This window comes from Brevundimonas sp. (genome assembly GCF_019636155.1).
GTDB lineage: Bacteria > Pseudomonadota > Alphaproteobacteria > Caulobacterales > Caulobacteraceae > Brevundimonas.
Map to the genome: position 1 here is coordinate 88,130 of NZ_JAHBYB010000007.1, position 26,287 is coordinate 114,416.

The 26,287-nt window shown below is 70.3% G+C and carries 24 protein-coding genes and 1 tRNA gene; 11 read left to right on the forward strand and 14 right to left on the reverse strand.

Annotated features, from left to right (window positions below; all coding sequences use genetic code 11):
* Window positions 1–150: 150 nt before the first annotated feature.
* The 3 genes from hspQ to KF910_RS09575 all read left to right on the forward strand — a co-directional run bounded on the left by hspQ (window position 151) and on the right by KF910_RS09575 (window position 2,052).
* On the forward strand, window positions 151–465 hold the full coding sequence (gene hspQ / locus KF910_RS09565) for a heat shock protein HspQ (protein ID WP_292261131.1): 315 nt from the start codon (window positions 151–153) through the stop codon (window positions 463–465).
* 65 nt (window positions 466–530) lie between these two features.
* The gene (gene phhA, locus KF910_RS09570; RefSeq protein ID WP_292261133.1) at window positions 531–1,406 is read left to right on the forward strand and encodes a phenylalanine 4-monooxygenase; all 876 of its coding nucleotides are present in this window, start codon (window positions 531–533) and stop codon (window positions 1,404–1,406) included.
* Window positions 1,407–1,437: 31 nt separating this feature from the next.
* On the forward strand, window positions 1,438–2,052 hold the full coding sequence (locus tag KF910_RS09575; RefSeq protein WP_292261136.1) for a hypothetical protein: 615 nt from the start codon (window positions 1,438–1,440) through the stop codon (window positions 2,050–2,052).
* A gap of 10 nt (window positions 2,053–2,062) precedes the next feature.
* On the opposite strand, the gene astB is transcribed toward KF910_RS09575, so the two are convergent.
* The 5 genes from astB to KF910_RS09600 all read right to left on the reverse strand — a co-directional run bounded on the left by astB (window position 2,063) and on the right by KF910_RS09600 (window position 7,618).
* Window positions 2,063–3,394, reverse strand: coding sequence for an N-succinylarginine dihydrolase (gene astB / locus KF910_RS09580; protein WP_292261139.1), 1,332 nt, complete (start codon window positions 3,392–3,394; stop codon window positions 2,063–2,065).
* Window positions 3,395–3,551: 157 nt separating this feature from the next.
* Complete coding sequence (gene astD / locus KF910_RS09585; RefSeq protein WP_292261141.1) at window positions 3,552–4,970, reverse strand: succinylglutamate-semialdehyde dehydrogenase; 1,419 nt, start codon at window positions 4,968–4,970, stop codon at window positions 3,552–3,554.
* On the reverse strand, window positions 4,967–5,227 hold the full coding sequence (locus tag KF910_RS09590) for a hypothetical protein (protein WP_292261144.1): 261 nt from the start codon (window positions 5,225–5,227) through the stop codon (window positions 4,967–4,969). The genes astD and KF910_RS09590 overlap by 4 nt, the downstream gene beginning before the upstream one ends.
* A complete protein-coding gene (locus tag KF910_RS09595) occupies window positions 5,224–6,231 on the reverse strand; it encodes an arginine N-succinyltransferase (protein WP_292261147.1) in 1,008 nt (335 codons plus the stop codon). The genes KF910_RS09590 and KF910_RS09595 overlap by 4 nt, the downstream gene beginning before the upstream one ends.
* A 136-nt stretch (window positions 6,232–6,367) precedes the next feature.
* Window positions 6,368–7,618, reverse strand: coding sequence for a hydrolase (locus KF910_RS09600; RefSeq protein ID WP_292261150.1), 1,251 nt, complete (start codon window positions 7,616–7,618; stop codon window positions 6,368–6,370).
* Between the two features lie 102 nt (window positions 7,619–7,720).
* Between KF910_RS09600 and KF910_RS09605 the strand changes: the two genes are divergently transcribed.
* Entirely contained in the window at window positions 7,721–8,230 is a 510-nt protein-coding gene (locus KF910_RS09605) for a hypothetical protein (protein ID WP_292261153.1), read from the forward strand.
* 4 nt (window positions 8,231–8,234) lie between these two features.
* Window positions 8,235–8,570, forward strand: a complete 336-nt coding sequence (locus KF910_RS09610) for an arsenate reductase family protein (protein ID WP_292261156.1) — start codon at window positions 8,235–8,237, stop codon at window positions 8,568–8,570.
* Window positions 8,571–8,580: 10 nt separating this feature from the next.
* Here KF910_RS09610 and KF910_RS09615 read toward each other — a convergent pair whose 3' ends face one another.
* The 3 genes from KF910_RS09615 to KF910_RS09625 form a co-directional block, all read right to left on the reverse strand.
* Window positions 8,581–12,810, reverse strand: a complete 4,230-nt coding sequence (locus KF910_RS09615; RefSeq protein WP_292261159.1) for a translocation/assembly module TamB domain-containing protein — start codon at window positions 12,808–12,810, stop codon at window positions 8,581–8,583.
* The gene (locus KF910_RS09620; RefSeq protein ID WP_292261162.1) at window positions 12,807–14,600 is read right to left on the reverse strand and encodes an autotransporter assembly complex protein TamA; all 1,794 of its coding nucleotides are present in this window, start codon (window positions 14,598–14,600) and stop codon (window positions 12,807–12,809) included. Before KF910_RS09620 ends, KF910_RS09615 begins: the two co-directional genes overlap by 4 nt.
* Window positions 14,601–14,671: 71 nt before the next feature.
* Complete coding sequence (locus KF910_RS09625) at window positions 14,672–14,938, reverse strand: hypothetical protein (RefSeq protein ID WP_292261164.1); 267 nt, start codon at window positions 14,936–14,938, stop codon at window positions 14,672–14,674.
* Between the two features lie 137 nt (window positions 14,939–15,075).
* Here KF910_RS09625 and KF910_RS09630 point away from each other — a divergent pair, with 137 nt between their 5' ends.
* The gene (locus KF910_RS09630) at window positions 15,076–16,818 is read left to right on the forward strand and encodes an ATP-binding protein (protein ID WP_292261166.1); all 1,743 of its coding nucleotides are present in this window, start codon (window positions 15,076–15,078) and stop codon (window positions 16,816–16,818) included.
* On the opposite strand, the gene KF910_RS09635 is transcribed toward KF910_RS09630, so the two are convergent.
* Entirely contained in the window at window positions 16,815–17,891 is a 1,077-nt protein-coding gene (locus tag KF910_RS09635; protein ID WP_292261169.1) for a CaiB/BaiF CoA transferase family protein, read from the reverse strand. The genes KF910_RS09630 and KF910_RS09635 overlap by 4 nt on opposite strands.
* A 73-nt stretch (window positions 17,892–17,964) precedes the next feature.
* Between KF910_RS09635 and KF910_RS09640 the strand changes: the two genes are divergently transcribed.
* The 3 genes from KF910_RS09640 to KF910_RS09650 all read left to right on the forward strand — a co-directional run bounded on the left by KF910_RS09640 (window position 17,965) and on the right by KF910_RS09650 (window position 19,136).
* On the forward strand, window positions 17,965–18,408 hold the full coding sequence (locus KF910_RS09640) for a DUF3293 domain-containing protein (RefSeq protein WP_292261171.1): 444 nt from the start codon (window positions 17,965–17,967) through the stop codon (window positions 18,406–18,408).
* Between the two features lie 46 nt (window positions 18,409–18,454).
* Window positions 18,455–18,531 (forward strand) — tRNA-Lys (locus tag KF910_RS09645).
* A 44-nt stretch (window positions 18,532–18,575) separates the two neighbouring features.
* Window positions 18,576–19,136 (forward strand): hypothetical protein, encoded by a 561-nt coding sequence (locus tag KF910_RS09650; protein ID WP_292261173.1) that lies wholly within the window; start codon window positions 18,576–18,578, stop codon window positions 19,134–19,136.
* Here KF910_RS09650 and tgt read toward each other — a convergent pair.
* Both tgt and queA read right to left on the reverse strand, forming a co-directional pair.
* Window positions 19,133–20,248 (reverse strand): tRNA guanosine(34) transglycosylase Tgt, encoded by a 1,116-nt coding sequence (gene tgt / locus KF910_RS09655; protein ID WP_292261301.1) that lies wholly within the window; start codon window positions 20,246–20,248, stop codon window positions 19,133–19,135. The two genes, KF910_RS09650 and tgt, sit on opposite strands and share 4 nt — an antisense overlap.
* 364 nt (window positions 20,249–20,612) lie before the next feature.
* Window positions 20,613–22,076 (reverse strand): tRNA preQ1(34) S-adenosylmethionine ribosyltransferase-isomerase QueA, encoded by a 1,464-nt coding sequence (queA, locus tag KF910_RS09660; RefSeq protein WP_416354696.1) that lies wholly within the window; start codon window positions 22,074–22,076, stop codon window positions 20,613–20,615.
* On the opposite strand from queA, the gene KF910_RS09665 reads away from it, so the two are divergent.
* Both KF910_RS09665 and KF910_RS09670 read left to right on the forward strand, forming a co-directional pair.
* Window positions 22,075–23,745 (forward strand): lysine--tRNA ligase, encoded by a 1,671-nt coding sequence (locus tag KF910_RS09665; RefSeq protein ID WP_292261179.1) that lies wholly within the window; start codon window positions 22,075–22,077, stop codon window positions 23,743–23,745. The two genes, queA and KF910_RS09665, sit on opposite strands and share 2 nt — an antisense overlap.
* 312 nt (window positions 23,746–24,057) lie before the next feature.
* Complete coding sequence (locus tag KF910_RS09670; RefSeq protein WP_292261182.1) at window positions 24,058–24,534, forward strand: SH3 domain-containing protein; 477 nt, start codon at window positions 24,058–24,060, stop codon at window positions 24,532–24,534.
* 185 nt (window positions 24,535–24,719) lie between these two features.
* On the opposite strand, the gene KF910_RS09675 is transcribed toward KF910_RS09670, so the two are convergent.
* The 3 genes from KF910_RS09675 to KF910_RS09685 all read right to left on the reverse strand — a co-directional run bounded on the left by KF910_RS09675 (window position 24,720) and on the right by KF910_RS09685 (window position 26,270).
* Window positions 24,720–25,349, reverse strand: a complete 630-nt coding sequence (locus KF910_RS09675; RefSeq protein ID WP_292261184.1) for a S24 family peptidase — start codon at window positions 25,347–25,349, stop codon at window positions 24,720–24,722.
* A 54-nt stretch (window positions 25,350–25,403) separates the two neighbouring features.
* Window positions 25,404–25,832 carry a hypothetical protein gene (locus KF910_RS09680; protein ID WP_292261187.1) on the reverse strand — a complete coding sequence of 143 codons (429 nt, stop codon included), beginning with the start codon at window positions 25,830–25,832 and terminating at the stop codon, window positions 25,404–25,406.
* Window positions 25,833–25,922: 90 nt separating this feature from the next.
* On the reverse strand, window positions 25,923–26,270 hold the full coding sequence (locus KF910_RS09685; RefSeq protein ID WP_292261190.1) for a hypothetical protein: 348 nt from the start codon (window positions 26,268–26,270) through the stop codon (window positions 25,923–25,925).
* Window positions 26,271–26,287 lie beyond the last annotated feature (17 nt).

Genomic DNA, 26,287 nt, shown 5'->3' on the forward strand with positions numbered 1-26,287 from the left:
GGCTGTGGGCGGTCCGAAGCGGCGCCCGTCCCGGCCACACTAGACCTTGGTCCGCGCCCGAAACAAGCGTCGCAAATCGGACACGAGGCTGACGCCCCGATGAACGGGCCGCTCGGATCAGGCTCAGGCGCGTCGGCCCATGGTGGCGGCATGACCCAGATCCAGTCCGCCCGTTTCGGCCTCGGCCAGATCGTCCGCCACCGCGACGACGCCTTTCGCGGCGTGGTCATGGACGTGGACGCCCGCTATGCCGGCGACCCCGCCGCGCCCGGACCCGACCGTCCGGCCCAGCCCTTCTATCGCATCTATGTCATCGGCGAGGGGGATGGGCTGATCGCCTATGCGGCCGAGGACGTGCTGGAGCGCGATCCCGAGATCGGCGCCCTGAGCCCGGCGGACGAGGCCCGCTGGTTCACCGTCGACGGCCGGGGCCGCCACGCCCCCCTGTCGCAGCCGATCCATTGATGACGCCGCCCGTCCGGACGGAGTAGGATGCGGCAAAGGCCGCCGAGCCGAAGCGGGAGCCCCCAATGTCCGATTTCGAGCACGTCTTCGAAGCGCCGCCGGAAGGCGCCGCCGCCGACTGGACCATTCCCCAGAACTGGCGCGCCTATACGGAGGTGGAGCACCGCACCTGGGATACGCTTTACGCCCGGCAGATGAAGATCCTGCCCGGCCGGGCGGCGGACGTCTTCTTCCGCGGGCTGGAGGCCCTGGACCTGAACACCGGCGGCATCCCCGATTTCGCGGTGATGAACCCCAAGCTGCAGGCCCTGACCGGCTGGACCGTGGTCTGCGTGCCGGGCCTGGTGCCGGACGAGGTGTTCTTCGACCACCTGGCCAACCGCCGCTTTCCCTCGGGCCAGTTCATCCGCCGGCCGGACCAGCTGGATTACCTGCAGGAGCCGGACATCTTCCACGACGTCTTCGGCCATGTGCCGATGCTGACCGACCCGGACTTCGCCGACTATATGGAAGCCTACGGCAAGGGCGGGCAGAGGGCGGCGGCCCTGGGCATGTTGCCGAACCTGGCGCGGCTCTATTGGTACACGGTCGAGTTCGGCCTGATGCGCGAGGCCGATCAGCTGCGCATCTATGGTGCGGGCATCGTGTCGTCGGCGACCGAAAGCGTCTTTTCGGTGGAGGATCCGTCGCCGAACCGGCTGGGCTTCGACCTGGAGCGGGTCATGCGGACCCTTTATCGCATCGACGACTTCCAGCAGGTCTATTTCGTCATTGATTCCATCGAACAGCTGAAGCAGCAGACGCTGAAGGATTTCGGCCCGATCTATGACCGGCTGAAGGGGGCGCAGGACATCGCCATCGACGCCATCCTGCCCGCCGACGCCGTCTTCTCCCGGGGCACCCAGGCCTATGCCGCCAAGGGCGGACGGTTCGCCGCCTGATCCCCGCCCGCCTCCCTTTGAAAGGACTCCCATGCGCTCGATGATCGCCGCAGCCGCCTGCGCCCTGACGGCCCTGGCCTCCACCGCCGGGGCCCAGACGCCCGAGCCGGAGGCCGCCGCCCAGGATGCCGCTCCGCCGGCGGAGACGGTGTTCGAACGCATGCTGGTGGGCCGGAGCGTCCTGCGGGCGCCGGCGGGCGCCGTTCCGGGCTGCGATCCGGCCATGGTGACCGAGAACAGCGCCACCGCCCTGGGGCTGGACTTCGTCTGCCGCCGCGCACCCGGCGACGATGCGGCCGCCGAGGTTCCGGTCGGCGTCGGTGTGGTGATCCTGACCCGCGCCCTGGTGATCGACGCGACGGCCTTCCTGGTCGGACAGACCGAAAGCTGGTGGCCCGAAACCACGGCCGAGGAAAGGGAGCAGAGACTGGCCTCGCGCACCGTCGCCCTCGAAGGCGGCGATCTGGAGTTCGTCTGCGCCTCGCGCGAAGCCGGAGAAGCTCCGGCGATGACGGTCTGTGTGCGGCAGGGCGAACTGGTGCAGATGCTGGTCTCGGGCCGTTCGGCGACCGTCGAACTGACTGACGCGGGCATCGGCGCGGTCCTGGGCGCCTTCCACCTGACGCCCGGCCCGGCGCAGGAGTGAGGGCCGGTCCTCAGTCCCGCTGGAACGGATAGAAGCCGCCGCCCAGGCCCAGGATGGCGGTCAGTTCGTCCAGGGCGCCGCGCGTCTCGTCCAGAAGGGCGGGGTCGGCCAGGTCGGACGGCGTCAGCCGGTCCCGATACCAGCGCAGGGCCCAGATGCTGAGCGTGCCGTGCAGTTCGTCGGTCAGCCGCATGGCCGGGTTGGTCGCGGCCAGTTCCGGTTCGGTCAGCACCACGCGCAGACGCAGGCAGGCCGGGCCGCCGCCGTTGCGCATCGACTGGCGCACATCGACATAGTCGACATGGCCGATGGGGCCGTTGGAGGCGACCAGACCCTCGGCCACCGCGCGGCTGCGGGCGTTGTCGCGCGTCTCGGTCGGGCAGATCAGGGTCAGGCGGTCGCGGCCGGGGATCGAGACCAGCATGGAGTTGAACAGATAGCTGGAGATGGTGTCGGCCAGCGGCAGGTCGGCGGCCGACACCTGGACGAATTGCGGCTCGAACCCCTGGGCCGCGCGGCGGATGTCGGCGTGGACGGCGGCCGTGTCCTCGAACGCCAGTTCGTGGTGGAACAGGGTGTCCAGGGCGCCGACGCAGACGACGTCGTTGTGAAAGGTTCCACCCGCGATGGCCGCGCGCGACTGGCGGGCCAGAACCGCACCTGAGGCGCCGTGACGGCGGGCCAGGGATTCGGAGGCCTGGCGCGTCTGGCGGGCAGGGTAGGGGCCGTCCCACGCCTCCCACGCCTCGCGGCCCCAGACCAGAAGATTGACCCCCGGCGATCCGTGGTCGGCGCACAGCCGCACATGGTTGGCCGCGCCCTCATCGGCCAGATGCGCGACGGCGGGCAGGGCGTCGTGGACGGCGAAATGCGCCGGATCGGGGAACAGGGCGTCCAGGGCGCGCCGGGTCTGGGCGTGTTCCAGGCTGCGGTGCAGGTTGGTGTTCAGATTGGCGGGGGTGAAATGCACCCGGCCGTCGGCGGCGTCGGCGGATGGCGTCACCGTCGCGGCGTTGGCGGCCCACATGCTTGAGGCCGAACAGGCGGCGGCGGCGAAGGCGGGGGCGTCCTTCCAGGCCCGTTCCAGCACCTGGGCGTCGGTTCCGCCGAAACCCAGCGACCGCAGGAAGCCGATGTCGGGCCGCTCGTGCGGCGGCAGGACGAACTGGGGCAGGCCCAGGTCGGCCAGGGTCTTCATCTTGTCCAGGCCCTGCAGCACCGCCGCGCGCGGGTTGGACGCCTCGCCCGCGTTCAGGCTGGACGCCAGATTGCCCGGCGACAGGCCCGCATAGGAATGCGTGGGGCCGATCAGGCCGTCGGCATTGGCTTCGATGGCCTTCACTGAACCCTCTCCCGGCGGGAGAGGGCTTGAGCCTCGCAGAGCGGAGCGATGCGCAAGGCGAAAGGGTGAGGGGTTACGGTGTAAATCGTCGAACAGGGGACGCCCTCACCCTCCCACCGCTGCGCGGCGGGTCCCTCCCTCTCCCCTCGGGAGAGGGTCAAGAGAGCAGCCCCTTGATCTCGCCCCGGATGTCCTTGACCGCCTGGGCCTCGAAACTGGCGACCGGATAGGCGCAGTAGTCGGCGGCGTACCAGGCGCTGGGCCGGTGGTTGCCGCTGGCGCCCAGGCCGCCGAAGGGCATGTCCCCGGCGGCGCCGGTGGTCGGGCGGTTGAAGTTCACCACCCCCGCGCGGATGCGGTTGATGAAGCGGCCCCAGGTCTTGGGATCGTCGCTGACCAGACCCGCGGACAGGCCGTAGCGGGTGGCGTTGGCCGTGGCGATGGCGGCGTCGAAACTGGCCACGCGGGTGACCGACAGGAAGGGGGCGAAGATCTCTTCGTCCGGCACGTCCACGCCGGTGACGTCGATGATGGCGGGCCGCACGAAGGCGCCGGGCAGGTTGTCGACCGGCCCCGAGGGGCGGATGACCCGCGCGCCGGCGTCGATCCGTTGCTGCAGGGCGGCCAGGGCCGCCCCGGCGGCGCGTTCCGAGATCAGCGGGCCGCCATAGGGTTCCGGGTCGCTGTTCCACGGGGCGAAGACGATACGGTCGGCCAGGGCGGCGACGGCCTCGACAATGGCGTCCCCCTGCGGCCCCTCCGGCACGATCAGGCGCCGCGCGCAGGAACAGCGCTGGCCGGTGGTGACGAAGGCGGATTGCAGCACGATGCCCGCTACGGCTTCGACGTCCGCCGCGTCCCACACCACCAGCGGATTGTTGCCGCCTAGCTCCAGCGCCAGGATGACGTGCGGATCGTCGGCGAATTTGCGCCGGAAATGGGCGCCCGCCGCGCCTGAACCCGTGAACATCAGGGCGTCGATGCCGTTGTTCAGCAGGTCCGCGCCGGTCTCGCGCCCACCCTGAACCATGTTGAACACGCCGGCGGGGAGGTCGGCGGCCTGGAAGGCTTCGGCCATGGCCTGGCCGACGGCGGGGGTTTCCTCGGACGGCTTGAACACCACGGTGTCGCCGGCCAGCAGGGCCGGGACGATATGGCCGTTGGGCAGGTGGCCGGGGAAGTTGAACGGCCCCAGCACCGCCGCCACCCCGTGCGGGCGATGGCGTAGGACGGCGCGACCGAAGCCGGTGGCGGCCTCGCGTTCGCCGGTGCGCTCGTCATAGGCGCGGATCGAGATGTCGACCTTGCCGATCATGGCGGCGACCTCGGTGCGGGTCTCCCACAGGGCCTTGCCGGTCTCGCGGCTGATGGTCTCGGCTATGGTCTCGGACCGATCCTTTAGCACGGCCTGATAGCGTTTGACCGCCTCGATCCGGTCGCTGCGGGGTCGGTCGGCCCAGTCGGGAAAGGCGGCGCGGGCGGCGTCGACGGCGCCCTGGACCTGGGCGGACGAGGCGGCGTCGCCTTCCCAGACGGTTTCGCCGGTGGCGGGGTCAGTGGAAACGAGAACTGTCATGATGGTCGGTCCGGCGTATCAGGCTTGTGATTCCGCAAGTCCTTGAATGACGCGACAAGCGAAAAGGGAATAACGACTAAGAGACAGGCGGCAAGCCCCATCACCAGATCACGGATGGCGGCTGATGTTATCGGCAGACCGCCTTGGAAAATCCATGTCCTGTAAGCCAGAGCGGCTGCGGCAAGGATCAAACACAAGGCTAGGCAGCGCAGCAAATAGTCGCCGAACCGGTTCAGGAAGAACCAAAACTTCGTCACGACTTAACCCGCACCGTGTCGCCCGGCCGCACCTTCAGGGCCAGGGCCGTTTCGCGCGACAGGGTGGCCACCTCGCCGTCGAGGGCCGCCTTCTGGCGCACGGCGCGGAAGGCGCCGACGCTGGCGGTCGAGATCAGGGCGGGCAGTTCGGCCTCGACCTCGTCGGCGATGGCGACCGTATAGGGGCGGGCGTCGCGCACGGTGCGGATGTTGTCGCGGCCACAGGCGACGGTCGGACCGGCGTCGAAGATGTCGATCAGGCCGTTGGGCCGGAACCCCTCGGATTCCAGCAGGGCCATGGCGGGCACGCCTTGCGGATGCACCTTGCCGATCACGGCGCGCGCCGGTTCGGGCAGCAGTTCGACATAGATCGGATGGCGCGGGGCCAGGTCGAGGATGAACTGCTTGTCGGTCGAGCCGGTCATCAGATCGGCCTCGTCGAACTCCATCGGGAAGAATTTGTGCGCCACATGGTCCCAGAAGGGGCAGGCGCCGTCGGGGGTGAAGACGCCGCGAAGTTCGGCCAGGACAATGTCGTTGAACAGCTCCGGCTCGGCCCCGATCAGCATGTAGCGCGACTGGCTGAGCAACCGTCCGGCGCCGCCCTTGCGTCGGTCCGCCTTGAGGAACAGGGAGCCGACCTCGGTCCAGCCGGTGCATTCATTGACCAGCACCAGGGTCTGGTGATCCAGCTTCAGGCCCAGCGAAGGCGACTGGGCGGTGTTGTTGACGATGCGGAACGAGAAGAAGGGCCGTTTCAGCCCCACCGCCGCCTTGACCGAGCCGATGCCGTCGATGTCGCCGGTGTCGGTCTCTTCCAGCATCAATGTGTACCAGCGCTCGGGCGGGGCCATGCGGCCGGCGAAGCTGTCGCGGCTCAGGTCCAGGCGTTCGGACAGCTGGTCGGGGTCTTCGGGCAGGCTGGTGAAGCCGGGGCCGGACAGGATGGCCAGCTCCAGCAGATGATCCAGATCGGCGGGACCGGCGGGACGAACGACGAGCATTAAATCCTCCCCCGCCGGGGGAGGGGGACCATGCACAGCATGGTGGAGGGGGCTGATCCACACGCCGGTGTTCGGGGCTGGCCCCCTCCACCGCTTCGCGGTCCCCCTCCCCCGAGGGGGGAGGATTGGCGGGCCATCACATCGTCTCCAGTCGAAGCTGTTTCAGCCGGTGCGCGTCGATCTCGCCCGAGGCGATCTTGCACAGGATCAGGGCCGACAGGCGGGCGCGCTCGGCGAAGCTGGCGGGCCAGGCGTATTCCTGATCCGAATGGATGTCGCCGCCGACGACGCCCAGGGTGTCGATATTGGGCAGGCCGGCGGCATGCAGATTGTTGCCTTCGCAGACGCCGCCCGACGGTTTCCAGGCGATGGACTGGTTCAGCAGGATCCCGGCGCGGCGCACGGCCTCGAACAGCTCGGTCTGGGCCGCGTCCATAGGCTTGGGCGGGCGGGTGAAGCCGCCGTGCAGATGTAAGGAAAGGCCCTCGAACGGCGGGGTCGAGGCCAGACGGTCGATCCGGTCCATGATCCAGTCGGCGGCGGCCTGGTCGGGCACGCGGACGTTCCAGCGGACCACGGCGTTGTCGGCCACGACATTCAGGGGGCCGCCGCCGGAGATCTTGGCCACATTGACGCTGACGCCTTCCCTCTGGCCGTTCAGGGCGTGCAGGGCGGCGGCGATGATGGCGGCGCCCGCGACGGCGTTGCGCCCTTCGTCGAAGGCGCGACCGGCGTGGGCGGCGCGGCCGGTGACGATCAGGTGGAAGTTCCCGCTGCCCTTCCTGGCGCCGGCCAGGGTTCCGTCAGGGAGGGACGGTTCATAGGTCAGGCCCACATGCCCGCGCGCGCCCAGTTCGGCCAGCAGCGGCGCCGAGGCGGGTGAGCCGATCTCTTCGTCGGGGCTGAGCAGGACGGTCCAGCCGAGGCGGTGGCGGTCCGGGTGCGTCTCGAACGCCTCAAGCGCGCCTAGAAGCACGCTGATCCCGCCCTTCATGTCGGCGATACCCGGTCCGTTCAGGGCGCCGTCGGGCCGCGTGACGACCCGCTGGAACGCGCTCTCGGCCGGGAAGACAGTGTCGTAGTGGCCGGTCAGGACGACCTGGATTGGGGCATCCGGCCGGGCGGTGATCTTCAGGGCGTCGGCGTGGGCCTCATGGCGCACCGATCCGTCGTCGCCCACGGTGGTCGAGCCGGCGGTGGCCAGGCGTTCGACCGTGGCGGGCAGGGCGCGCGCCTGGACCTCCAGCAGGTCCAGGACCCGGTTCAGACCCGCGGCGTTGCGACTGCCGGAGTTGACCTCGGCCCAGGCGACCGCGCGCGCCACCAAGGCTTCGCCCCGCGCCGCCACATGGTCGAGCACGGCCTGGTCTGCTTCAAGAATCCGCATGCGGGCGGACCCTAGACCCATGAAACGCAAAGGTGAAGGCGGCGGGCTTTTCACTCCGAAGGCTGCGCTCTAGGCTCAGGCCGACATCAAGGGGGATCGACCATGAAAGCCTGGCTGAACGCGATGAATCCGGCCGCCGCCATCGAGGGGGAGGCCCAGGCCCTGCGCGCCGCGCGCGCCAGCGCCATCTCCATCATCATCGGGGTGATCGTCGGCGTCGTGAGCGCGGTCTGGTCCTTCATGCACATGGACAGCCTTGTCGCCAGGGCCATGGCCCAGGCCGAGGCCAGCCAGGCGGCCACCATGCAGGCGGGGGTTCAGGCGGGCCTCTGGATCGGGGTGGCGCTGACGGTGGTCCAGGTGGTGTTCGCCGTGGTCCAGTGGCGCGATCCCAAGCGGTTCATCGCCATTCTGTTCCTGGTGCTGATCGCCCTGGGCGGGATCATGACCCTGGCTGGCGTGGTCATGGCCGGATCGATGAACATGCCGGCCACGCCGATCTGGGAGATCGGCCTGACGGTCGTCATCCTGATCGTCCAGGCGGTGCTGCATGTCGCCGGCCTGCGCGGGATCGACCGGCTGGACGCGATCCAGATGGCGGCGGCGCGCTGACGCCTTGGCCGAGATCGTCCTTTATCACAATCCGCGCTGCAGCACCTCGCGCCAGGCGCTGGAGCTGTTGCGCGAGCGCGGGGTCGAGCCGCGGGTGGTCGAATATCTGAAAACCGGCTGGGACCGGGCGACGCTGGAGCGGCTGGCGCGCGGCGCCGGGGGCGCGACCGCCCTGTTGCGCGCCAAGGAGCCGGGGGCGGCGGACCTGAAGGGCGCGACCGACGCGGCCCTGATCGCCGCCATGATGGCCGATCCCATCCTGGTCGAGCGGCCGGTGGCCGAGAGCGACCGGGGCGTGCGCGTCGGCCGTCCGCCCGAGCGGGTGCTGGAAATCCTCTGATCCAGGCCGATCAGCGGTTCGGCCGCCGGTCGTCGCTGCGGGCGCCGGGCGGACGCGACGACTTGCGCCAGCGGATCGACAGGCTGGCCTCGCCCTGGCCGCCGAATTTGGAGCTGACCGCCAGGTTGCGGCGCACCTGCCATTCGACGTTGACGGCCGCCCCGCCTTCGCCGCCGCCGATGATCTCCAGATAGACGTCGTCGGTGATGTAGCGGCCGCCCGCGACGGTCAGGGCCGAGGCCTCTCCCCCGAACGACAGCCGGTCCAGCCCGGCCAGTTCGCGCAGGTTGCCGATGACGTCGAAGCCGCCGCCGCCTGCCAGGGCCGCGACCCCGGCCGCCAGCTGGGCCGCCTCGAAGGCCGACAGCTGTGACGCCGAGCGGCCGAACAGGACCTGGGACAGGATCTCGTCCTGGGGCAGGGCGGGGGTGGAGGTCAGGGCGATCTCGGGCGACACGGCCGTTCCCGTGACCCGGATGGTCGCCGTCAGGGCCGGATCGTCCCGCGTCGCCGTCAGGTTCAGCCGGATGCGCGATGGGTCGGTCGACAGGCTGACCGTGCCCCGGTCGTCGAAGACGAACCGCTTGCCCGCGAACTCATAGTCGCCGCGCACGACGCCGGCATTGCCGGTCAGGACGGGGCGGGCGATCGTGCCCTGGACCCGGGCGTTCAGCGTCATCTCGACATTCAGGCCGCGGCCGACCACCCGCACGTCGCCGCCGGGCGAGCGCAGGGCGATGTCCAGCCCGATCTGGGGGCCGCGCGGCTTGCGCTCGGTCTCGACCTCGTCGCCGCCGGGGCGGTTGATCTCGACCACATCCATGCGGACGATGCCGCGCGTGCCGGGCGGATTGGCCTGGATGCGGGCTTCGTCGATGTCGATCCGACCGGTCAGCTGGATGTTGCCGTCGGTGCCGCGCACGACTGTCAGGGGGCCGGAGGCGCGGGCCTGGGCCAGGTCGTTGTCCAGGATCTGGAAGTTGGCCAGCCGCAGCTGGAAGGTCGAGCCCGAGCCCTGGCGCAGGCCGATCCGGCCCTGTCCCGACACGCGGCCGCGCGAGGTGTCCGTGGCCTCGAAGGTCTCGATCAGGGCGGTGGTGTCGTCAAACCGGCTGGCCAGGGTGACGGCGCCCAGGCTGAGGCCGGTCTGGGTGTCGCTGAAGGCGCCCTGGGCCAGGTCCAGCCGGCCGTTCAGCCGCGGCTCGTTCAGGGTGCCCGCCAGGGTGGCGCGGGCGTCGATCTGACCGGCCAGGGAGCGTTCGCCGCCGAAGAACAGATCCCAGATGGGCTGGATCTGGCCCTTGGCCGACACCGTGCCGGACATGGGCCTGGTGCGGGCGACGGCCAGTCTCAGGGGCGCCGCTGAGGCCTCGACCGGCAGGACGACGTCGGCCTGGGCCGTCACGGCGTCGGCGTCGCTGACCGCCGCCTGAAGCCGCAGTTCGTCATTGACCAGGGAGGCGTTCAGTTCGCCGTCCACCGCCAGGCCGGCAGGGGCGTCGATGCTGCGAATCTGGCGCAGGTTGACGTTGGCCGACCCGGACAGGTCGTCGCCGGACCCGCGCAGGGACACCTTGCCCGTCACCTGCCCGCGCAGGTCCGGCATGATGGAGCCCAGCTCGACGCTGGTCAGGTCGGCCTGGATCACCGCCGCGCTGGAATCCTGCCGCAGTTCGCCCAGCAGGACCCCGCCGCCGACGGTCAGGTCCAGGCGCGCCACCCGGCCGTCTCCGGACAGGGCGATGACCGCCGGATTGCGGGTCGTGAAGGCCACCTCGCGCACCCGCCCGCCGCCGCGCAGGACGATGCTGTGGGCCTGGTCCTGGCGCGCATAGACGCCCGAGCCGTTGAACTGGACCGGGGTGGCGCCGCCCACATCGAGCGACAGGGTGAAGGGCAGGCGTTCCAGCGTCCCGCTTCCGTCCAGGTCGAGGCTGCGGATGACATAGGTCGAGCCGGCCAGGCGCAGATTGCGCGCGTTGACGTCCAGGATCGCGCTGTTGTCGCCGCCGCCTTCGGTCAGGCGAATCCGCCCGTCCGCCTGACCCGAGGCCAGGAAGGCGCCCGGTCGGGCGGTGAAGGTCAGGTCGGCGCTGGACGGCACACGCTGGGACAGGGCGATCGCCCCGCGCGCGGTCACCCCGCCGGCGTCCAGATCGACGTCGCTGAGGCGGATGCTGGGTCCGCCGAGGTGGAAATTGCCCGAGGCCCGGGCCGGTCCGTAGTTCGATCCCGCCGTGACCGCGATCCGTCCGTCCGAGGCGTCGGCGCCCTTGCGGAAGCTGAGGATCAGGCGGGCGTCGCTCAGCTTCAGCGCGCCCGCATCGACCCGGTCGAAGGCGGCGGTCAGGTCGGCGCGCGGCTGGGCCAGGGTGCCGGTCAGGGCGCCGTTCCCGGTCATGGCACCGCCGATCTCGACGGGGCCGGCGCCGAAGGGACCCTGGGCCGACCAGTCCAGGGCCAGCCGCAGTTGACCGCCCGGTTCGATCAGCCCCTTGGCCGAGGCGCGGCCGTTTGCGCCGGTCAGCCGGCCGTCGTTCAGTTCGATCCGACCATCGCGCATCAGACCGGCCAGCTGCAGGCGCGGCGCGGCGCCCAGCAGGCGGTCCAGTTCGGCCTGGCCTGTCGCCAGGCGGTCGCCCCGGCCATCGAAGCTGAGGGTCCAGGGGGCGCCGCTGCGGGCCGAGCGGGCCTGGATGGCGCCGCCGAAGGCGCCTCGGGCCCCGCGATGGATGCGGGACAGGTCGGTGATCCGCGCCTGGCCGCCGAAATTCAGCCCGCCGTTCAGATTGCGGCTGCCGGACCCCCGGACATCCAGGGCCTGGCCCCTCAGGTCGAGGCTGCGCAGCAGGATGCCGCCGTCGGCCATGCGCCGGGCCGCCATCTTCACCTGGGGCGTCGCGCCCAGGAGGCCGCCGATCGCCCCGGCCGGCGATCCGCCGGCGGCGCGCAGGTCGGCGGTGACGTCCATCTGCCCCTTGTCGACCGCCAGGTTCAGGGGGCCGGAGATACGGGTGGCGCGATAGCTGGCCAGGGAGGCGTTCAGCAGGCTGAGGCCGCCGTCCAGCCGCCAGCGCTTGGCGTCGCCGCGGAACACGCCGGTATAGGCGCTGGGCCCCGCGATCCCGGCGCCGGTCAGGCGCGCGAGGGAGGGGGTGGCGATTTCCAGCCGCACGCCGTCCGGCGCGTCTCGCTCCTTGGCGCGGATGACGCCGCGGGCGTTGGAGGTCAGGTTCTCGGCCACCAGCCGCCAGCCCACCCCCTGAAGCCGTTCGTCGCGCCTGTCCGGCACAATGGCGAAGCCGAAGCGGGCGGTCGGCCCGATCCGGCGGGCGAAGGGCGCCAGCAGGTCCGATCCGCCGAAGTCGAAGAAGCCGGTGATCCGCGACCCCTCCGCGCCATAGCGGCCCTTGACCACCAGGGGGGTGTAGCGGCCGGTGGTCACGCGGGCGTCGACGATCTCGCCATTGACCACGGCGACGGCCGAGAAGGGCTGGTCCGGCGAATAGCCCAGGGCCCCGGCGATGGGCCCGCCCTGGGCCTCGTTGGCGCGCAGGTTCAGCCGCAGGTCCGACGGGTCGCCGCCGAAGGTCGCGGTCGCGCGCAGATAGTCGCCCTGGCGCGTCAGGCTGTAGGCGTTGACCTCGGCGTTCTTGGCCCCCGCGCGCGGCACGGCGGCGGACCCGGTCAGGCGCCAGCGGCCGTATTCCTGGCTGAACCCCTCCAGCAGTTCGACTTTGGTCGAGAAGCGATCGATGGCGACGCCCAGAGGCATGGGCTTGGGCGGTTCGGTCGAGGGCTCGACCAGGGGGCGGCGCAGCACCCGGATGGTGTCGGCCGAAATCTCGGACGCATGGAAACGGCGCAGCAGCAGGGGCCAGTAGGACCAGTCGACGCGGACGTTCTCGGCCTCCAGCCACACGCCCTGGGCGTCGGTCACCGTGACCCGTTTCAGGGTGAAGTCGTCGAACAGGTCGCCGCGCAGCCCCTCGACATTGATGCGGCCATAGCGGCCGATCTTCTTGCCGGCGACGAAGCCGGTGACCAGGTCGCGTCCCGGCCCGGACAGCAGATACATCCGCCCGCCGGCCAGGCCGGCCGCCAGCAGGGTCAGGATGACCGCCAGGGCGACGCCCAGGGTCAGCATCGCCAGTTGCAGCCGCGTGCGCTTGGGCCGCGCCGCCTTTCGGGCCGGGGTCTCGGGCGCCTGGGGCGCGTCGGGCGGGGTCGGATCGGTCAAAACGCCTGTCCGATCGAGATATAGACCTGGAAGTCCGCGTCGCCCGGCCGGCGGTCCAGCGGGAAGGCGACGTCGGCGCGGATCGGTCCGAACGGCAATTTGTAGCGCACCCCGAAGCCCGCGCCGTAGCGTAGGTTCGAGAAGTCGGGCGTCTCGCTGAAGCCGACCGACCCGGCGTCGACGAAGGCCACCGCCTGGAAATTGCGCCCGACGTCGCGGCGCACCTCGAACGAGGTCTCGAACAGACTGGTCCCGCCGCGCGGCGTGTTGTCGGGCAGGCGCGGGGCGACGCCCTGATATTCATAGCCGCGCACCGAACCGCCGCCGCCCGAATAGAACAGCCGGTCCGACGGCACGCTGAGTTCGCCCGCCCCGATGATCGAGCCCAGGCGCAGCCGGCCGGCCAAAACGGTGCGCCCGCCCTCGCCGAACGGATAATAGACCGTGCCCTGGGTCTCGGCCTTGAGGAACAGGGCGTTGTCGTCGCCGGTCACGGCCGTGGGCTGGGCCGAGGCGCTGAGCCGCCAGCCGGAACGGGGGTCCAGCGGATCGTCGGACTGGTCCCAGTAGGCGCTGGTGCGGCCGGTCAGGACCGCCAGGTTGCGGTCGAACACCACCGGCGCCTGGGTCAGGGGATCGAACCGGGTCTGGGTGTAGTGGCCGGCGTCCAGGCCGAGGCCGTAGCTGAACCAGGAGGTCTTGCCGATCCTCTGGCGCAGGTCGGCCGCCAGCACCAGGGCGATGCGCCGATAGGCGTCGGTGTCCTCGTTCACCGCCGCCGTCGACAGGCGCAGGGTTCGCCCCGGCCGGCCCCAGTGCGGCAGGCTGAGGTCCGCGCCCAGCCGGCTGTCGATGTCCGCCAGCCGCAGCTCCAGCCGCAGGGTGTCGGCGCGGCCCAGGCGGTTATAGCGGGTCTGGATCACATCGACGCCCGAGCCCTGGGCGGTGGAGAAGGTGGCGCCGGCCTCGGTGATGCGGCGGGGTCGGTCCGTCAGGGTGACGATGATCGGCCGCAGACCGTCCGCCGTCGCCCGTTCGGCGGGCGCCAGGGCGACGCCGACGCCGTCATAGACCCCCGTCTCCAGCAGTCGGCGCTCCAGCTCGGCCACGTCCTCGGGCTCATAGCGGTCGCCTTCGGACCAGGGCGCCAGGCCGGCGACCCATTCGGCGTTGGTGGGGCCGCGCGTGTCCAGCAGCACCCCGTCTAGCCGCACCAGGGGGCCGGCCGCCACCCGATAGGTCGGGGCCACGGTGAAGGCGGCGTGATCCACCACCACCCGTCGCGGCTCGGTGCGGGCGTCGGCATAGCCCTGGCGGGTCAGGCTGGCGATGATGCGGCCTTCGGCGGCGATGACGTCCACCGCCCGGCCGGGTTCCCCCGGCGTCAGGCCGATTTCCGAGACCGAGGCGGCCATGGCCTCGCGGCTGGGTTCGGGCGCCAGCCAGTCGACGGCCGGAGATGTCAGCAGGAAGCGGCGCCCGGGCGTGACCTGGACGATGGCCTGGGGCTGGGTCTCGCCCTCGACCACATCTTCCAGAACGGGCTGGTAATAGCCTTCCGAGCGCAGCAGGGCCTCGGCCGAGCCCACGGCCTCGCGCGCGCGGCGTCGGGCCTCGAACCGGTTGGCCGGCGGGGCGGAGGATTCGCCGACGGCCCGCACCAGCTTGTCCCGCAGGTCGGCATCCATCTCGCCGCGAATCTGGGCCTTGGGATCGGCGGCCAAGGCGGCCGGGGCGCAGCCGATCCAGGCGCCGAGGGCGAGTGCAGGAAGAGAAAACCAGGCGTTCAAACGGAATTCCGCGACAGTAAGGCCCCCCGGCCGTTCCCCCTTCAACATGGCCCCGTGGCGCCCGTTGGGCGTCAGTAGAACAGGGTCTCACTCTCCGGCTTGACCGACTCCTCGTTGGTGCGGTTGTCGGCGGGCAGCGGCGTGGGGGCGGGGGCGGGATCGACCGCGGACGGATCGGCGGCCGGAGCGGCGGCGTCCTCGGCCGCATCGGCCATGGGTTCGACGGCGTCCGGGGCTGTGTCGGCCTGGTCGTCGCGCGGCGGCTGGAAATTGTCGCAGGCGCCCAGGCCCACGGTCAGGAGCCCGATGGCCCCGAAGGCGATGATGATGCGTTTCATGGCATGTCCCCCGAATCTCGGCTGGCCAACGCTCTGGCTGCAAAGCCGTTCCATAACCGGACCTTGCGCCAGCGTCACGCGTCTCAACCAATCCTTTCGAATTCTGCGTTAGTTCAAGGGGTGGAGGACGTCGCCCGATGATCACAACCAGCCCCTACGCCCTGGTGGCGCAGGTCCGACGGCGCGAATTGCCGACCCGGCTGGCGCTGGCGGCCTTCATCGGCCTGTTCGCCTGGGTTGCGGCGCCGTCGCACTGGCCTCTGATCTGGTTCGTGCTGGTCCTGGCGAGCCAGGGGCTGGACTGGCTGGTCTTCCGCCCCGTCCGGCTGGCGCCGGAGACGGAGGTCGGGCCGGGCCGGCGCATCCTGTGCTGCGCCTCATCGACGCTGAACGTCCTGATCTATTCCAGCATCGCCGCCTATCTGTGGTTCTCCGGCGGCGAGGCGGGCCGGGTCTTCGCCATGATCCAGGTCGCGGGCGGCCTGCTGCACGTCAGCCTGCACATGCAGCATTCGCGCGCCCTGTTGCTGTCGACGGCGATCCCGCACGGACTCTATTTCCTGGGCCTGCCGATCGTCAGCGCCGCCATCTCCGGCACGGCGGTGCAACTGCTGATCGCCGTGGGCGGCCTGCTGTATCTGGCCCATCTGGTCGCGGCTGTGCGCCAGAGTTCGCGCACCACCCGCGCCCTGCGCGAGGCCGGCGACCTGGCCGAGACCGAACGGCGCAAGGCCGAGGTGGCCAGCGCCGCCAAATCGGACTTCCTGGCCGTGATCAGCCATGAGATCCGCACCCCCATGAACGCCGTGATCTCGGCCGCCAACCTGTTGCGCCGCACCCGGCTGGACCGCGACCAGCGCGAACATGTCGATATGCTGATGGACGCCGGCGACGTGCTGCTGGGCCTGCTGAACGACGTGCTGGACTTCTCCAAGATCGAGGCGGGCCGGATGCAGCTGGAAGAGGCGGACCTGGACCTGCGGGACAAGCTGTCGGCCATGGTCCGGCTGTGGGACGGGCGGGCGGCGGCCAATGGGGTGCGCATGACCCTGGACCTGCCGGACGACCTGCCCGAACGGGTGCGGACCGACCCGCTGCGCTTCCAGCAAATCCTGTTCAACCTGCTGTCGAACGCGGTCAAATTCACCTCCGAAGGGACGATCTCCATCACCGCCGCCTGGCGCGCGCCCGGCCGGCTGGAGGTGGCGGTGGCCGACACCGGCTGCGGCATTCCGGCGGATCGGCTGGCGCGGGTCTTCGACGGGTTCGAACAGGTCGACGCCGGCACGACCCGCCGTTTCGGCGGCACCGGCCTGGGCCTGACGATCAGCCGTCGCCTGGCCGAGCTGATGGGTGGCGATCTGTACGCCGAGAGCGCGCCGGGACGCGGCTCGACCTTCACCCTGGGCCTGCCGATGCGCGTCGTCGCCGCGGCCGCCGCGCCGGTCCAGGCCCAGCCGGGTCTGGACGACCAGGGCCTGGTCGGCCGCTCCATCCTGGCTGCCGACGACCATGAGGTGAACCGCCGCATCCTGAACCTGCTGCTGGCGCCGCACGGGTGCCGCCTGACCCTGGTCGAGAACGGGGCCGAGGCGGTCGAGGCCGCCGCCGCCGAACGGTTCGACGCCATACTGATGGACATGCAGATGCCGGTCATGGACGGGCTGGAGGCCACCCGACGCATCCGCGCGGGGGTCAACGGCGACGTGCCCGTCATCGCCCTGACCGCCAACGCCATGGATGTGCATCGCGCCGCCTGGGACGAGGCGGGGGTCTACGCCTTCCTGACCAAGCCGATCGATCCGCCCTTGCTGGCCCAGACCCTGGCCATGGCCTGCGCCGAACCTGCCAGGGCGACAAGGGCGACGGCCGTAGCCTAGCGCCAGCGCTCCAGCGCCTGGTCCAGCGTCAGCCTGGGCCGTTCGGGCGAGACGGGGACGACCTGGCCGTCGAAGCGGGGCGCGGGGGCGGGCTGGACGATCCCGGCCCGCGCATGGGTCTGGCGCGTGCGATTATGGGGATGGGCGGCCGCTTCCTCGAATGTCAGGACCGGGGTGACGCAGGCCTCCGTGCCCGCGAAACGGTCGGCCCAGTCGTCCCTGTCGCGCGTGGCGAAGACGGCGGCGAACCGCGCGTGCAGGCCTGGCCAGAGCGCGAACTCCTGCTGGGGCGCCTCGGCCGGGTCGATCTCCAACCCCTTCAGCAGGGCCGCATAGAAGCGCGGCTCCAGGGCGCCGACGGCCACGAAGCCGCCGTCCCGGCAGGCGTAGCAGCGATAGAAGGGCGCCCCGCCGTCCAGCAGGTTGGCCCCGCGCCGGTCGGACCACAGGCCTCGCGCCGCCAGGGCCGGGAACAGGGCCGCCAGCAGGGCCGATCCGTCCGTCATGGCCGCATCGACGACGCGGCCCCGCCCCGTCTTCCGCGCCTCCAGCAGGGCCGCCAGGACGCCGACGACCAGCATCATGGCCCCGCCGCCATAGTCGCCGACCAGGTTCAGCGGCGGGCGCGGCGGCCGATCCGGCTCGCCCATCGCATGCAGGACGCCGCTCAGCCCGATGTAGTTGATGTCGTGCCCGACCTGATCGGCCAGGGGCCCGCCTTGGCCCCAGCCGGTCACCCGGCCATAGACCAGGCGCGGATTGTCCCGGGCCAGGGCGTCGGGCCCCAGGCCCAGCCGTTCCATGACCCCAGGCCGGAACCCTTCGATCACCGCATCGGCGCTTCTGGCCAGGTCCAGCACCCGCGCCCGGTCGGCCTCGGCCTTCAGATCGACCGGCACGACGGCCCGCCCGCGATGCAGCACCGCCCCGCCGACATCCTCGAACGCCCCGCCGCCGTCGGCGCGGGTCAGCCGCAGCACCTCGGCCCCCAGGTCGGCCAGCATCATCCCCGCGAAGGTGACCGGCCCCAGGCCGTCGAACTCGAGGATGCGGAAGCCGGAAAGGGGAGGCATGGACCGATCTTAGCCGCCCGACCCTCGCCCGGTCGAGCTTGACCCGCGAGGGCCGGGGGTCATGATCCGCCTCATGGACCGTTCGCTCGCCGCCTGCGCCGACGCCTATGTCCGCGCCCACTATGTCGTCGCCCTGCCCTGCGGCGGGGAGGCCGCGATGCGCCTGGGCCGGCCCTGTCCGGCCCTGTCGGACATCATGGCGGCGAGGGGCGCCGCCACCGCCTGTTTCCTGACGGCCTGGAACCCGCGCAGCCAGCCGCGCAGCGAAGCCGAGAACCAGGCGGACCAGACCCGGCTGAAGGCGCGGATCGAAGCCCTGGGCCTGTCATGGCTGGGCGCCGAGGGGCGCGACCCTGACGGCGGCTGGGACGCCGAGCCCAGCCTGGTGGCCCTGGGGCTCAGCTTCCAGCAGGCCTGCGACCTGGGGGACGCATTCGGCCAGAACGCCATCCTGTTCGCCGGGCCGGACGCGGCGATGCGGCTGGTCTTCTGCCTGTTGGGCAAGGCCGAGGCTTGACCTGACACGCCGGATGCAACAGAAGGCGCCCTCGCCGCCATGCGATGCGTCCTTAGCTCAGTTGGTTAGAGCATCTGACTTTTAATCAGAGGGTCCTCGGTTCGAGCCCGAGAGGACGTACCATGGCGGCGCTTTCCTTCCGGGTCGGCGCGTGTTGAATGGGTTCCATGCGCCAGCCTGTTGCCTTCCTCATCGCCATGCCGGCCCTGATCGCCCTGTGCGGGTGCAACGCCGGCCGGTCGGCGGCCGAGGGGGCGGGGCAGTTCGGACGCGGGTTCGGAGCGGCGGCGACCGCGCCTCTGGACGACCTGAACCTGCGCCGCCAGCAGATCCCCACCGTCCTGCTGCAGGCCGAGGCCAACCCCTATGACCTGCGCAACCTGAACCAGTGCCGGCCCATCGCGTCCGAGATCGCCCGGCTGGACGAGGCCCTGGGCCCCGACATGGACGAGCCGCCCAGCCCCGACGGCCGGTTCATGAGCGAGCGGGCCGCCGACGCCGCGTCCCGCGCCGCCCTGGACGCCGTGCGCGACACGACCACGGACTTCATCCCCGGCCGCAGCTGGATCCGCCGCCTGTCCGGGGCCGAGGCCCACAGCCGCCATGTCCAGTCCGCCATCCAGGCAGGGCGGATGCGGCGCGCCTTCCTGAAGGGGGTGGGGATGCAGCGCAACTGCGCCCCGCCGGCGGCGCCCAGCTGGTTCCAGCCCCGGCGCGCGCGGCGCTAATTCGACACATGCCGCGCGTGGAAGTCGCGGCGGAAGGCCTCGAACCGGCCCTCGCTGATCGCCGCCCGCATGGCCGCCGTCAGGGTCTGGAAGAAGGCGATGTTGTGCCAGGATAACAGCACCTTGCCGAGGATTTCGTCGGCGCGGATCAGGTGATGCAGATAGGCCTTTGAATAGTCCTGTGACGCCGGGCAGGGGACGGCGGGGTCCAGCGGGTCCTGATCTTCGGCGAAGCGGGCGTTCTTCAGATTGATCGGCCCGTCCCAGGTCCAGGCCTGGCCGTGGCGCCCGGCGCGGGTGGGCAGGACGCAGTCGAACATGTCGACCCCGCGCCACACCGCCTCGACCAGATCGACCGGCTTGCCGACGCCCATCAGATAGCGCGGCCGGTCGGCCGGCAGCATGTCGGGGGCGTAGTCCAGAACCTCGCACATGGCCTGGTGGCCTTCGCCCACCGCCAGGCCGCCGATGGCGTAGCCGTCGAAGCCGATCTCCTGCAGCCGGTCAGAGCTTTCCTGGCGCAGGTTCCGGAAGGTTGAGCCCTGCTGGATGCCGAACAGGGCCTGGGCGTCCCGCGTCCCGAAGGCGTTTTTCGAGCGCAGGGCCCAGCGCGCGGACAGCTCCATCCCCTCGCGCGCGCGTTTTTCTTCGGCGGGCCAGGCCACGCATTCGTCCAACTGCATGACGATGTCGGACCCCAGCCGGTCGGCCTGGATCTCGATGGACCGTTCCGGGGTCAGGACGTGTCTGGAGCCGTCGATATGGCTGGAGAAGGTGACGGCTTCCTCGGTCAGTTTGGAGATGCCCGACAGGCTCATGACCTGAAAGCCGCCACTGTCGGTCAGGATGGGTTTCCTCCAGCGCATGAATTCATGCAGGCCGCCCAGCCGCTGCATCCGCTCCGGGCCGGGGCGCAGCATCAGGTGATAGGTGTTGCCCAACAGGATGTCGGCCTCCGTCTGGGCCACCTGATCCACCGTCAGGGCCTTGACCGTCGCGGCGGTGCCGACGGGCATGAAGGCAGGGGTGCGGATGTCGCCGCGCGCGGTCTTCAGCACGCCGGTGCGGGCGCGGCCGTCGGTGGCGGAGATGTCGAAGGGGAAGGGCAAGATTGCACTCGAAAAAAGAGAGTCCAAAAGGTGCAATTGGTGCAACCGGGACGGGGCGGCGAGGTGATGGCCTGCCGATCATAACTCAGGAGGGAGGGGCGGCAGGTTGATCTGTTCTGGAACTCGAAATCGGCAGGGGTTTCAAAGGGGCGGCGGCCACAGATGTGGACGCTCAGGCCATTACGGGAATCCCTCTCCCGAGGGGAGAGGGCTTGAGCGCCCGAGAGCCGACAGGCGATCGGCCTTGCGCGAAAGGGTGAGGGCGTCCGGCGGAGAATGGTCGGACACCGTAACCCCTCACCCTTTCGGCTATACGCCTCGCTTCGCTCTGCGAGCCTCAAGCCCTCTCCCGCCGGGAGAGGGAGCTTCAGGTGCGGAACAGCAGGCTGCCGTCGCCATAGGAATAGAAGCGATAGCCGCTCTGGATCGCATGAGCATAGGCGGTCTTCATCGTCTCCAGCCCGCAGAAGGCGCTGACCAGCATGAACAGGGTCGATCTGGGCAGGTGGAAATTGGTCATCAGCACGTCCACGGCGCGGAACCGATAGCCGGGCGTGATGAAGATGGCCGTGTCGCCGTGGAAGGCGCTGACCGTCCCGTCCGGCCCCGTCGCGCTTTCCAGCAGGCGCAAGCTGGTGGTGCCGACGCAGACGATGCGGCCCCCGGCGGCGCGCACGGCGTTCAGGGCGGCGGCGGTTTCGGCCGAGACCTCGCCCCATTCGCTGTGCATGCGGTGGTCGGCCGTGTCGTCGGCCTTGACCGGCAGGAAGGTGCCGGCCCCGACATGCAGGGTCACGGCGTGGGTGGTGACGCCGCGCGCGCGGATGGCGTCCAGCAGGGCGGGGGTGAAATGCAGGCCCGCCGTGGGCGCCGCGACCGAGCCGTCGTGTTCGGCGAAGACGGTCTGATAGTCCGACCGGTCGCGGTCGTCCTCGGGCCGTTTGGCGGCGATATAGGGCGGCAGGGGCATGACCCCGACATCGCGGATGGCCTCGTCTAGGAAGGGACCCGACAGGTCGAAGCGCAGGGTCACCAGCCCATCCTCGCCCTTGGCTTCGACGGTCGCTTGCAACGCCCCGAGCATACAGGCGGCCGAGGCGTTCCTTCTCCCCTCGGGGGAGAAGGTGTCGTGCGGAGCATGACGGATGAGGGGGCTGTCTGCGGCGAGGCTTGGTGGCGGGGAGTTGGGGTCATCCATCCCCCTCATCCGAGCGCCTCCGGCGCCCACCTTCTCCCCCGAGGGGATAAGGAAAAAGGTGATGCGGTCGCCCGGCTTGATCCGCTTGCCCGGCTTCATGAAGGCGGACCAGACGTCGGGGGCGTCGCGGTGGTGCAAGGTGGCCTCGACCGCCACCCTCAACCCGTCACGGTCGCGTACGCCCGACAGCCGCGCCGGGATCACCCGGGTGTCGTTGAACACCAGGGCGTCGCCGGGCCGCAGGACGTCCGGCAGGTCGCGGATGATCCGGTCTTCCAGGGCGCCTTCGCGCACGACCAGCAGCCGGGCCGAATCCCGTGGCTCCACCGGCCGCAGGGCGATGCGGTCCTCGGGCAGGTCGAAATCGAAGTCGGCGGTCTTCATTAGGCGGGGCAAAGGCCATGCTGGCGGGGGTGGGTCAAGCCTGACCGCCCCTGTCTCCTCCCCATGGAATGGGGAGGGGGACCGCGAAGCGGTGGAGGGGTTCTTCGCGATACGAAGACAGAACCCCTCCGTCTCGTCGGCTGACGCCGCCGATCCACCTCCCCATCGCTGCGCGACGGGGAGGAGACGAGCGGGGCGCGCACGGCAGTCGTTGACCCGCCGCGCGTGAGGCTGCAAACCGCCCGGCATGCTGCAGAACCTCGAAACCCTGGCGCGCGACGCCAAGTCCTGGCCGTTTGAACAGGCCCGCAATCTTCTGGCCCATGTGCTGAAGAAGCGGCTGAGCGACGCCGAGCGGGATGCGGCGAAACTGCTGATCGACGCGGGCAAGACCGACGAAGCGCTGACGACGTTCGAGGCGCTGAACCGGCCGGTGATCCTGGAGACGGGATATGGGCCGTCGGGCCTGCCGCACATGGGCACATTCGGCGAGGTGGCGCGCACGACCATGGTGCGCAACGCCTTTCGCGCCCTGACCGGCGACCACTGGCCCACACGGCTGATCGCCTTTTCCGACGACATGGACGGCCTGCGGAAGGTTCCCGAAGGGGTGCCGAACCCGCAGATGCTGACCGAAGACCTGCATCTGCCGCTGACGCGGGTGCGCGATCCGTTCGGCACGCACGACAGTTTCGGCGCCCACAACAACGCCCGGCTGCGGGCGTTCCTGGATTCGTTCGGCTTCGACTATGCGTTCATGAGCTCGACCGAGACCTATCGGTCGGGCCGGTTCGACGCGACCCTGCTGACGCTGCTGGAGCGGTATGAGGCGGTGATGGCCATCATGCTGCCGACCCTGGGCCCCGAGCGCAGAGCCAGCTATTCGCCCTTCCTGCCCATCAGCCCGATCACCGGCCATGTGCTGCAGGTTCCGACGCTGGAGCGGAACATCGAGAAGGGGACCATCGTCTTCGACGACCCGGCCGGCGGGCGCACCGAGGTTCCGGTCACCGGCGGTCATGTGAAGCTGCAGTGGAAGCCCGACTGGGCCATGCGCTGGACCGCGCTGGACGTCGATTACGAGATGTCGGGCAAGGACCTGATCGAAAGCGTGCGCGAAAGCGGCAAGATCTGTCGCGCCCTGGGCGGGGTGGCGCCGGAAGGCTTCAACTACGAACTGTTCCTGGACATCGAGGGCAAGAAGATCTCCAAGTCCAAGGGCAACGGCCTGACCATGGACCAGTGGCTGCGCTACGGCACGCCCGAGAGCCTGTCCTGGTATATGTTCCAGTCGCCCAAGTCGGCCAAGAGCCTGCATTTCAACGTCATTCCGCGCGCCATCGACGACTATCTGAGCTTCATCGACCAGTATGCGTCGCAGGAGCCGGCCAAGCAGATCGACAACGCCGTCTGGTCGATCCATGCGGGCGCGCCGCCGAGGGTGGCCAGCCCGGTGTCGTTCGCCCTTCTGCTGAACCTGGTGGGGGTGGCCAACGCCTCGTCCAAGGACCAGCTGTGGGCCTATATGGCGCGCTATCTGCCGCAGGCGACGCCGCAGTCCGAGCCGGTGCTGGACCAACTGATGGACCGGGCGCTGAACTATTACGAGGACTTCGTGAAGCCCGCGAAGACCTATCGCGCACCCACGGAACAGGAGGCGGCGGCCTTCCGCGACCTGGCCGGGCGTCTGCGCGCCCTGCCGGCGGACACTACGGATGGCGAGGTGATCCAGAACGCGGTCTATGCGGTGGGCAAGGAACACGATTTCCAGCCCCTGCGCGCCTGGTTCGCGGCCCTGTATGAAGTGCTGCTGGGCGCCAGCCAGGGGCCGCGCTTCGGCTCCTTCGCCGCCATCTACGGCCTGCCCCAGACGATCGAGCTGATCGAACGCGGCGCGGCGGGTGAACTGGCGGGCTGATGCCCTGATCCTTCTCCCCTCGGGGGAGAAGGTGGGCGGCGGAACCGCTCGGATGAGGGGGAAGGCTGATCCACCCCGATCGTCTGACGGTCTGCGCGGGGACGCATCCCCCTCATCCGTCATGCGCTGCATGACACCTTCTCCCCCGAGGGGAGAAGGGGCGGCTTACCTACGCCCTCAAGCAGCGAGGCTCCGCGAGCCGAGCGGTAGGGCAACAAACATGAACCGAAAACAACGGCGCGTTCAGGGGAGCCTTCGGGGCGTCTGAGGCATTGTTTCCGCATCGACCAACGCGATGACAGGAGAAGAGCCATGTCGAACCGTATGTCCGCCGCCGTCGCCGTCGCCGCCCTGCTGGGCGGTCTGGCCCCGGTGGCCCTGCCGGGCGCCGCCGCGGCGCAACAGGCGAACGGGATCACCAACTGCGACGCCCCGGGCGGCCGCCAGCAGACCGGGGCCCTGCTGGGCGCCGTTGTCGGCGGGGTCGTCGGCTCGAACGTGGCGCGCAACGAGCGCACCCTGGGCACCGTGGCGGGCGCCGCCGCCGGCGCCGCGGCCGGCAGCTATATCGGCTGCAACCAGCAACGCGCCCGCGCCGCCGGTCAGTCGAACGGCAATATGGTCCAGGCCACCTCCAACCTGCGCATCCGTTCCGGTCCGGGCGTCAGCTATCGCCAGGTGGGCAGTCTGTCGGCCGGTCAACCGGTAACGGCCGTTGGCTCGGAACCCGGCTGGGTCCAGATCGCCGGCGGCGGCTGGGTCAGCGCCGACTATGTGCGCGCCTACTGAGCTCAGGGTTCGGTAGCAGGGAAGGGCCGCTCGAAAGGGCGGCTTTTTTCTTGCCCTACCGCTCGCGACTCGGTCGCTCGCTGCTTGAGGGCGATTGGCGCACTAACGCTCGCCACGCGTCGGCTCGCTGCTTGAGCGCATTAGCTGTTGTTGGGTGCGCGGGCGCTGGCGGCCTGAGCGTTGGGCTACTGGCTGACCCACTGGATGCGGGCCATCCAGGCGATTTCGCCCCGGGCCAGGGTGCGGGGCGGATAGGCGGGATTGATCGAGGCGAGGACCACCTGGCGCGTGGTCAGGGCGGCGATCTCCTTGGCCAGGGTCTCGCCGGCCTGGGTGCGGACCACCACCCGGTCGCCGCGCCGGATGTCGGCGGCGGCCCGATCGACGATGACGCGGTCGCCCTCACGGTACAGGGGGGCCATGGAATCCCCCGTGATCCGCAGGGAGAACAGGCTGTCCGACGCGCGCGGCAGATCGGTCTGGTCCCAGCCCTCGGCCAGGGGCAGGCCCGCGTCGTCGAAGAAGCCGTTCTGACCCGCCTGGGCCAGGCCCAGAAGGGGAATGGTCGCCGGGGCGTCATCCTCGGCCAGGGCGGCGAACTGGGCCAGGGAGACCCCGGTCGCCTCCAGCACCGCGGTCAGGCTTTCGGTCGAAGGCCAGCGGGGGCGCGGCGGCTGGCCCGGCCCCAGGCGTTTGGAACGGTTGAAGGCGGTGGGGTCCAGCCCGGCCCGGCGCGCCAGTGCGGACGGACTGAGCCCCTCGCGCTGGGCCAGGGTGTCCAGCGCCTTCCAGATCTTGGCATGCGAAAGAGGCAAGGCGCGGCGTCCCGATTCGCCCGCAGCCTACAGGGGGGCGATAGGAATATCCACCTATTCCAGTCCGGCGGCCCGCCGTTCCTGCCAGGCCCAGAAGGTGCCGATGGCGATGGACAGGACGATGCCGTAGCTGGCGATGTTCAGCACGGTGTAGAAGGAGGCGACCGGGGTCCGCAGATCGACCATGATCATGATGTGGCTCATGACCGCCAGCAGCTGCAGGGCGCAGGCCCAGACCGGCCAGGACCGCCGCGACTTCCAGACCAGGCCGCCGAACACCAGCAGCATGATGATGTCGATGGCGAACATGCCCCACTGGACGTCGTAGAGCCGCCCGTCGCCCTGGACCAGCAAGGAGGCGAACCAGGCGAACAGATAGGCGCCGGCGCCGATCCGTTCCGGCTCGTCGCCCTTGACGAAGGCGAAGACGCCCACCGCGATCATCACGATCGCGCCGATCTGAGCGTAGAGGGTATCGAACATGAAATCGCCCCCATGCCGAAACGACACGGGGGCGACCATAGCAAGGAGTCTGGCCGTTACGAAACGACCATGACCGATCTTAACGCGAATTCACGCGACGCGGGTCAGGTGGCCGCGCGGTCCGCCCATCGGGGTTTCCCAGTCGTCCGGCTTGTTGACCGGGCCGGCGGCATAGACGCCCCAGCCCATCCGGCGGTGGTCTTTCTGCAGCTCGGCGTGGCAGGCGACGATCGCCTCGCGCGCCGTGCTCAGGGCCGCGACGGTTTCCATCGCCTTGGTCTGGGACACCGCGCCGGAGACCGGCGACAGTTCCAGGGCGGCGCGCCCGGCGATCATGGACTGGACCAGGGTCGTGGCCTGGCTGATGGCCGTATCGATGGCCTTTTCGGTGGCGTGAAGATCGCCGGCGACGCCCGCGATGATGTCAGTCCTGTCCATACAACCTCTCCCAAAAA

Excerpts from the sequence above, each read along its gene's own strand:
- phhA (WP_292261133.1), top strand. The coding sequence starts at position 531 with ATGTCCGATTTCGAGCACGTCTTCGAAGCGCCGCCGGAAGGCGCCGCC.
- KF910_RS09595 (WP_292261147.1), bottom strand. The coding sequence starts at position 6,231 with ATGCTCGTCGTTCGTCCCGCCGGTCCCGCCGATCTGGATCATCTGCTG.
- KF910_RS09640 (WP_292261171.1), top strand. The coding sequence starts at position 17,965 with ATGGACCGTTCGCTCGCCGCCTGCGCCGACGCCTATGTCCGCGCCCAC.
- KF910_RS09665 (WP_292261179.1), top strand. The coding sequence starts at position 22,075 with ATGCTGCAGAACCTCGAAACCCTGGCGCGCGACGCCAAGTCCTGGCCG.
- KF910_RS09650 (WP_292261173.1), top strand. The coding sequence starts at position 18,576 with ATGCGCCAGCCTGTTGCCTTCCTCATCGCCATGCCGGCCCTGATCGCC.
- queA (WP_416354696.1), bottom strand. The coding sequence starts at position 22,076 with ATGCCGGGCGGTTTGCAGCCTCACGCGCGGCGGGTCAACGACTGCCGT.
- KF910_RS09575 (WP_292261136.1), top strand. The coding sequence starts at position 1,438 with ATGCGCTCGATGATCGCCGCAGCCGCCTGCGCCCTGACGGCCCTGGCC.
- KF910_RS09630 (WP_292261166.1), top strand. The coding sequence starts at position 15,076 with ATGATCACAACCAGCCCCTACGCCCTGGTGGCGCAGGTCCGACGGCGC.
- KF910_RS09635 (WP_292261169.1), bottom strand. The coding sequence starts at position 17,891 with ATGCCTCCCCTTTCCGGCTTCCGCATCCTCGAGTTCGACGGCCTGGGG.
- KF910_RS09600 (WP_292261150.1), bottom strand. The coding sequence starts at position 7,618 with ATGCGGATTCTTGAAGCAGACCAGGCCGTGCTCGACCATGTGGCGGCG.
- KF910_RS09680 (WP_292261187.1), bottom strand. The coding sequence starts at position 25,832 with ATGTTCGATACCCTCTACGCTCAGATCGGCGCGATCGTGATGATCGCG.
- astD (WP_292261141.1), bottom strand. The coding sequence starts at position 4,970 with ATGACAGTTCTCGTTTCCACTGACCCCGCCACCGGCGAAACCGTCTGG.
- KF910_RS09625 (WP_292261164.1), bottom strand. The coding sequence starts at position 14,938 with ATGAAACGCATCATCATCGCCTTCGGGGCCATCGGGCTCCTGACCGTG.
- KF910_RS09685 (WP_292261190.1), bottom strand. The coding sequence starts at position 26,270 with ATGGACAGGACTGACATCATCGCGGGCGTCGCCGGCGATCTTCACGCC.
- hspQ (WP_292261131.1), top strand. The coding sequence starts at position 151 with ATGACCCAGATCCAGTCCGCCCGTTTCGGCCTCGGCCAGATCGTCCGC.
- KF910_RS09670 (WP_292261182.1), top strand. The coding sequence starts at position 24,058 with ATGTCGAACCGTATGTCCGCCGCCGTCGCCGTCGCCGCCCTGCTGGGC.
- KF910_RS09605 (WP_292261153.1), top strand. The coding sequence starts at position 7,721 with ATGAAAGCCTGGCTGAACGCGATGAATCCGGCCGCCGCCATCGAGGGG.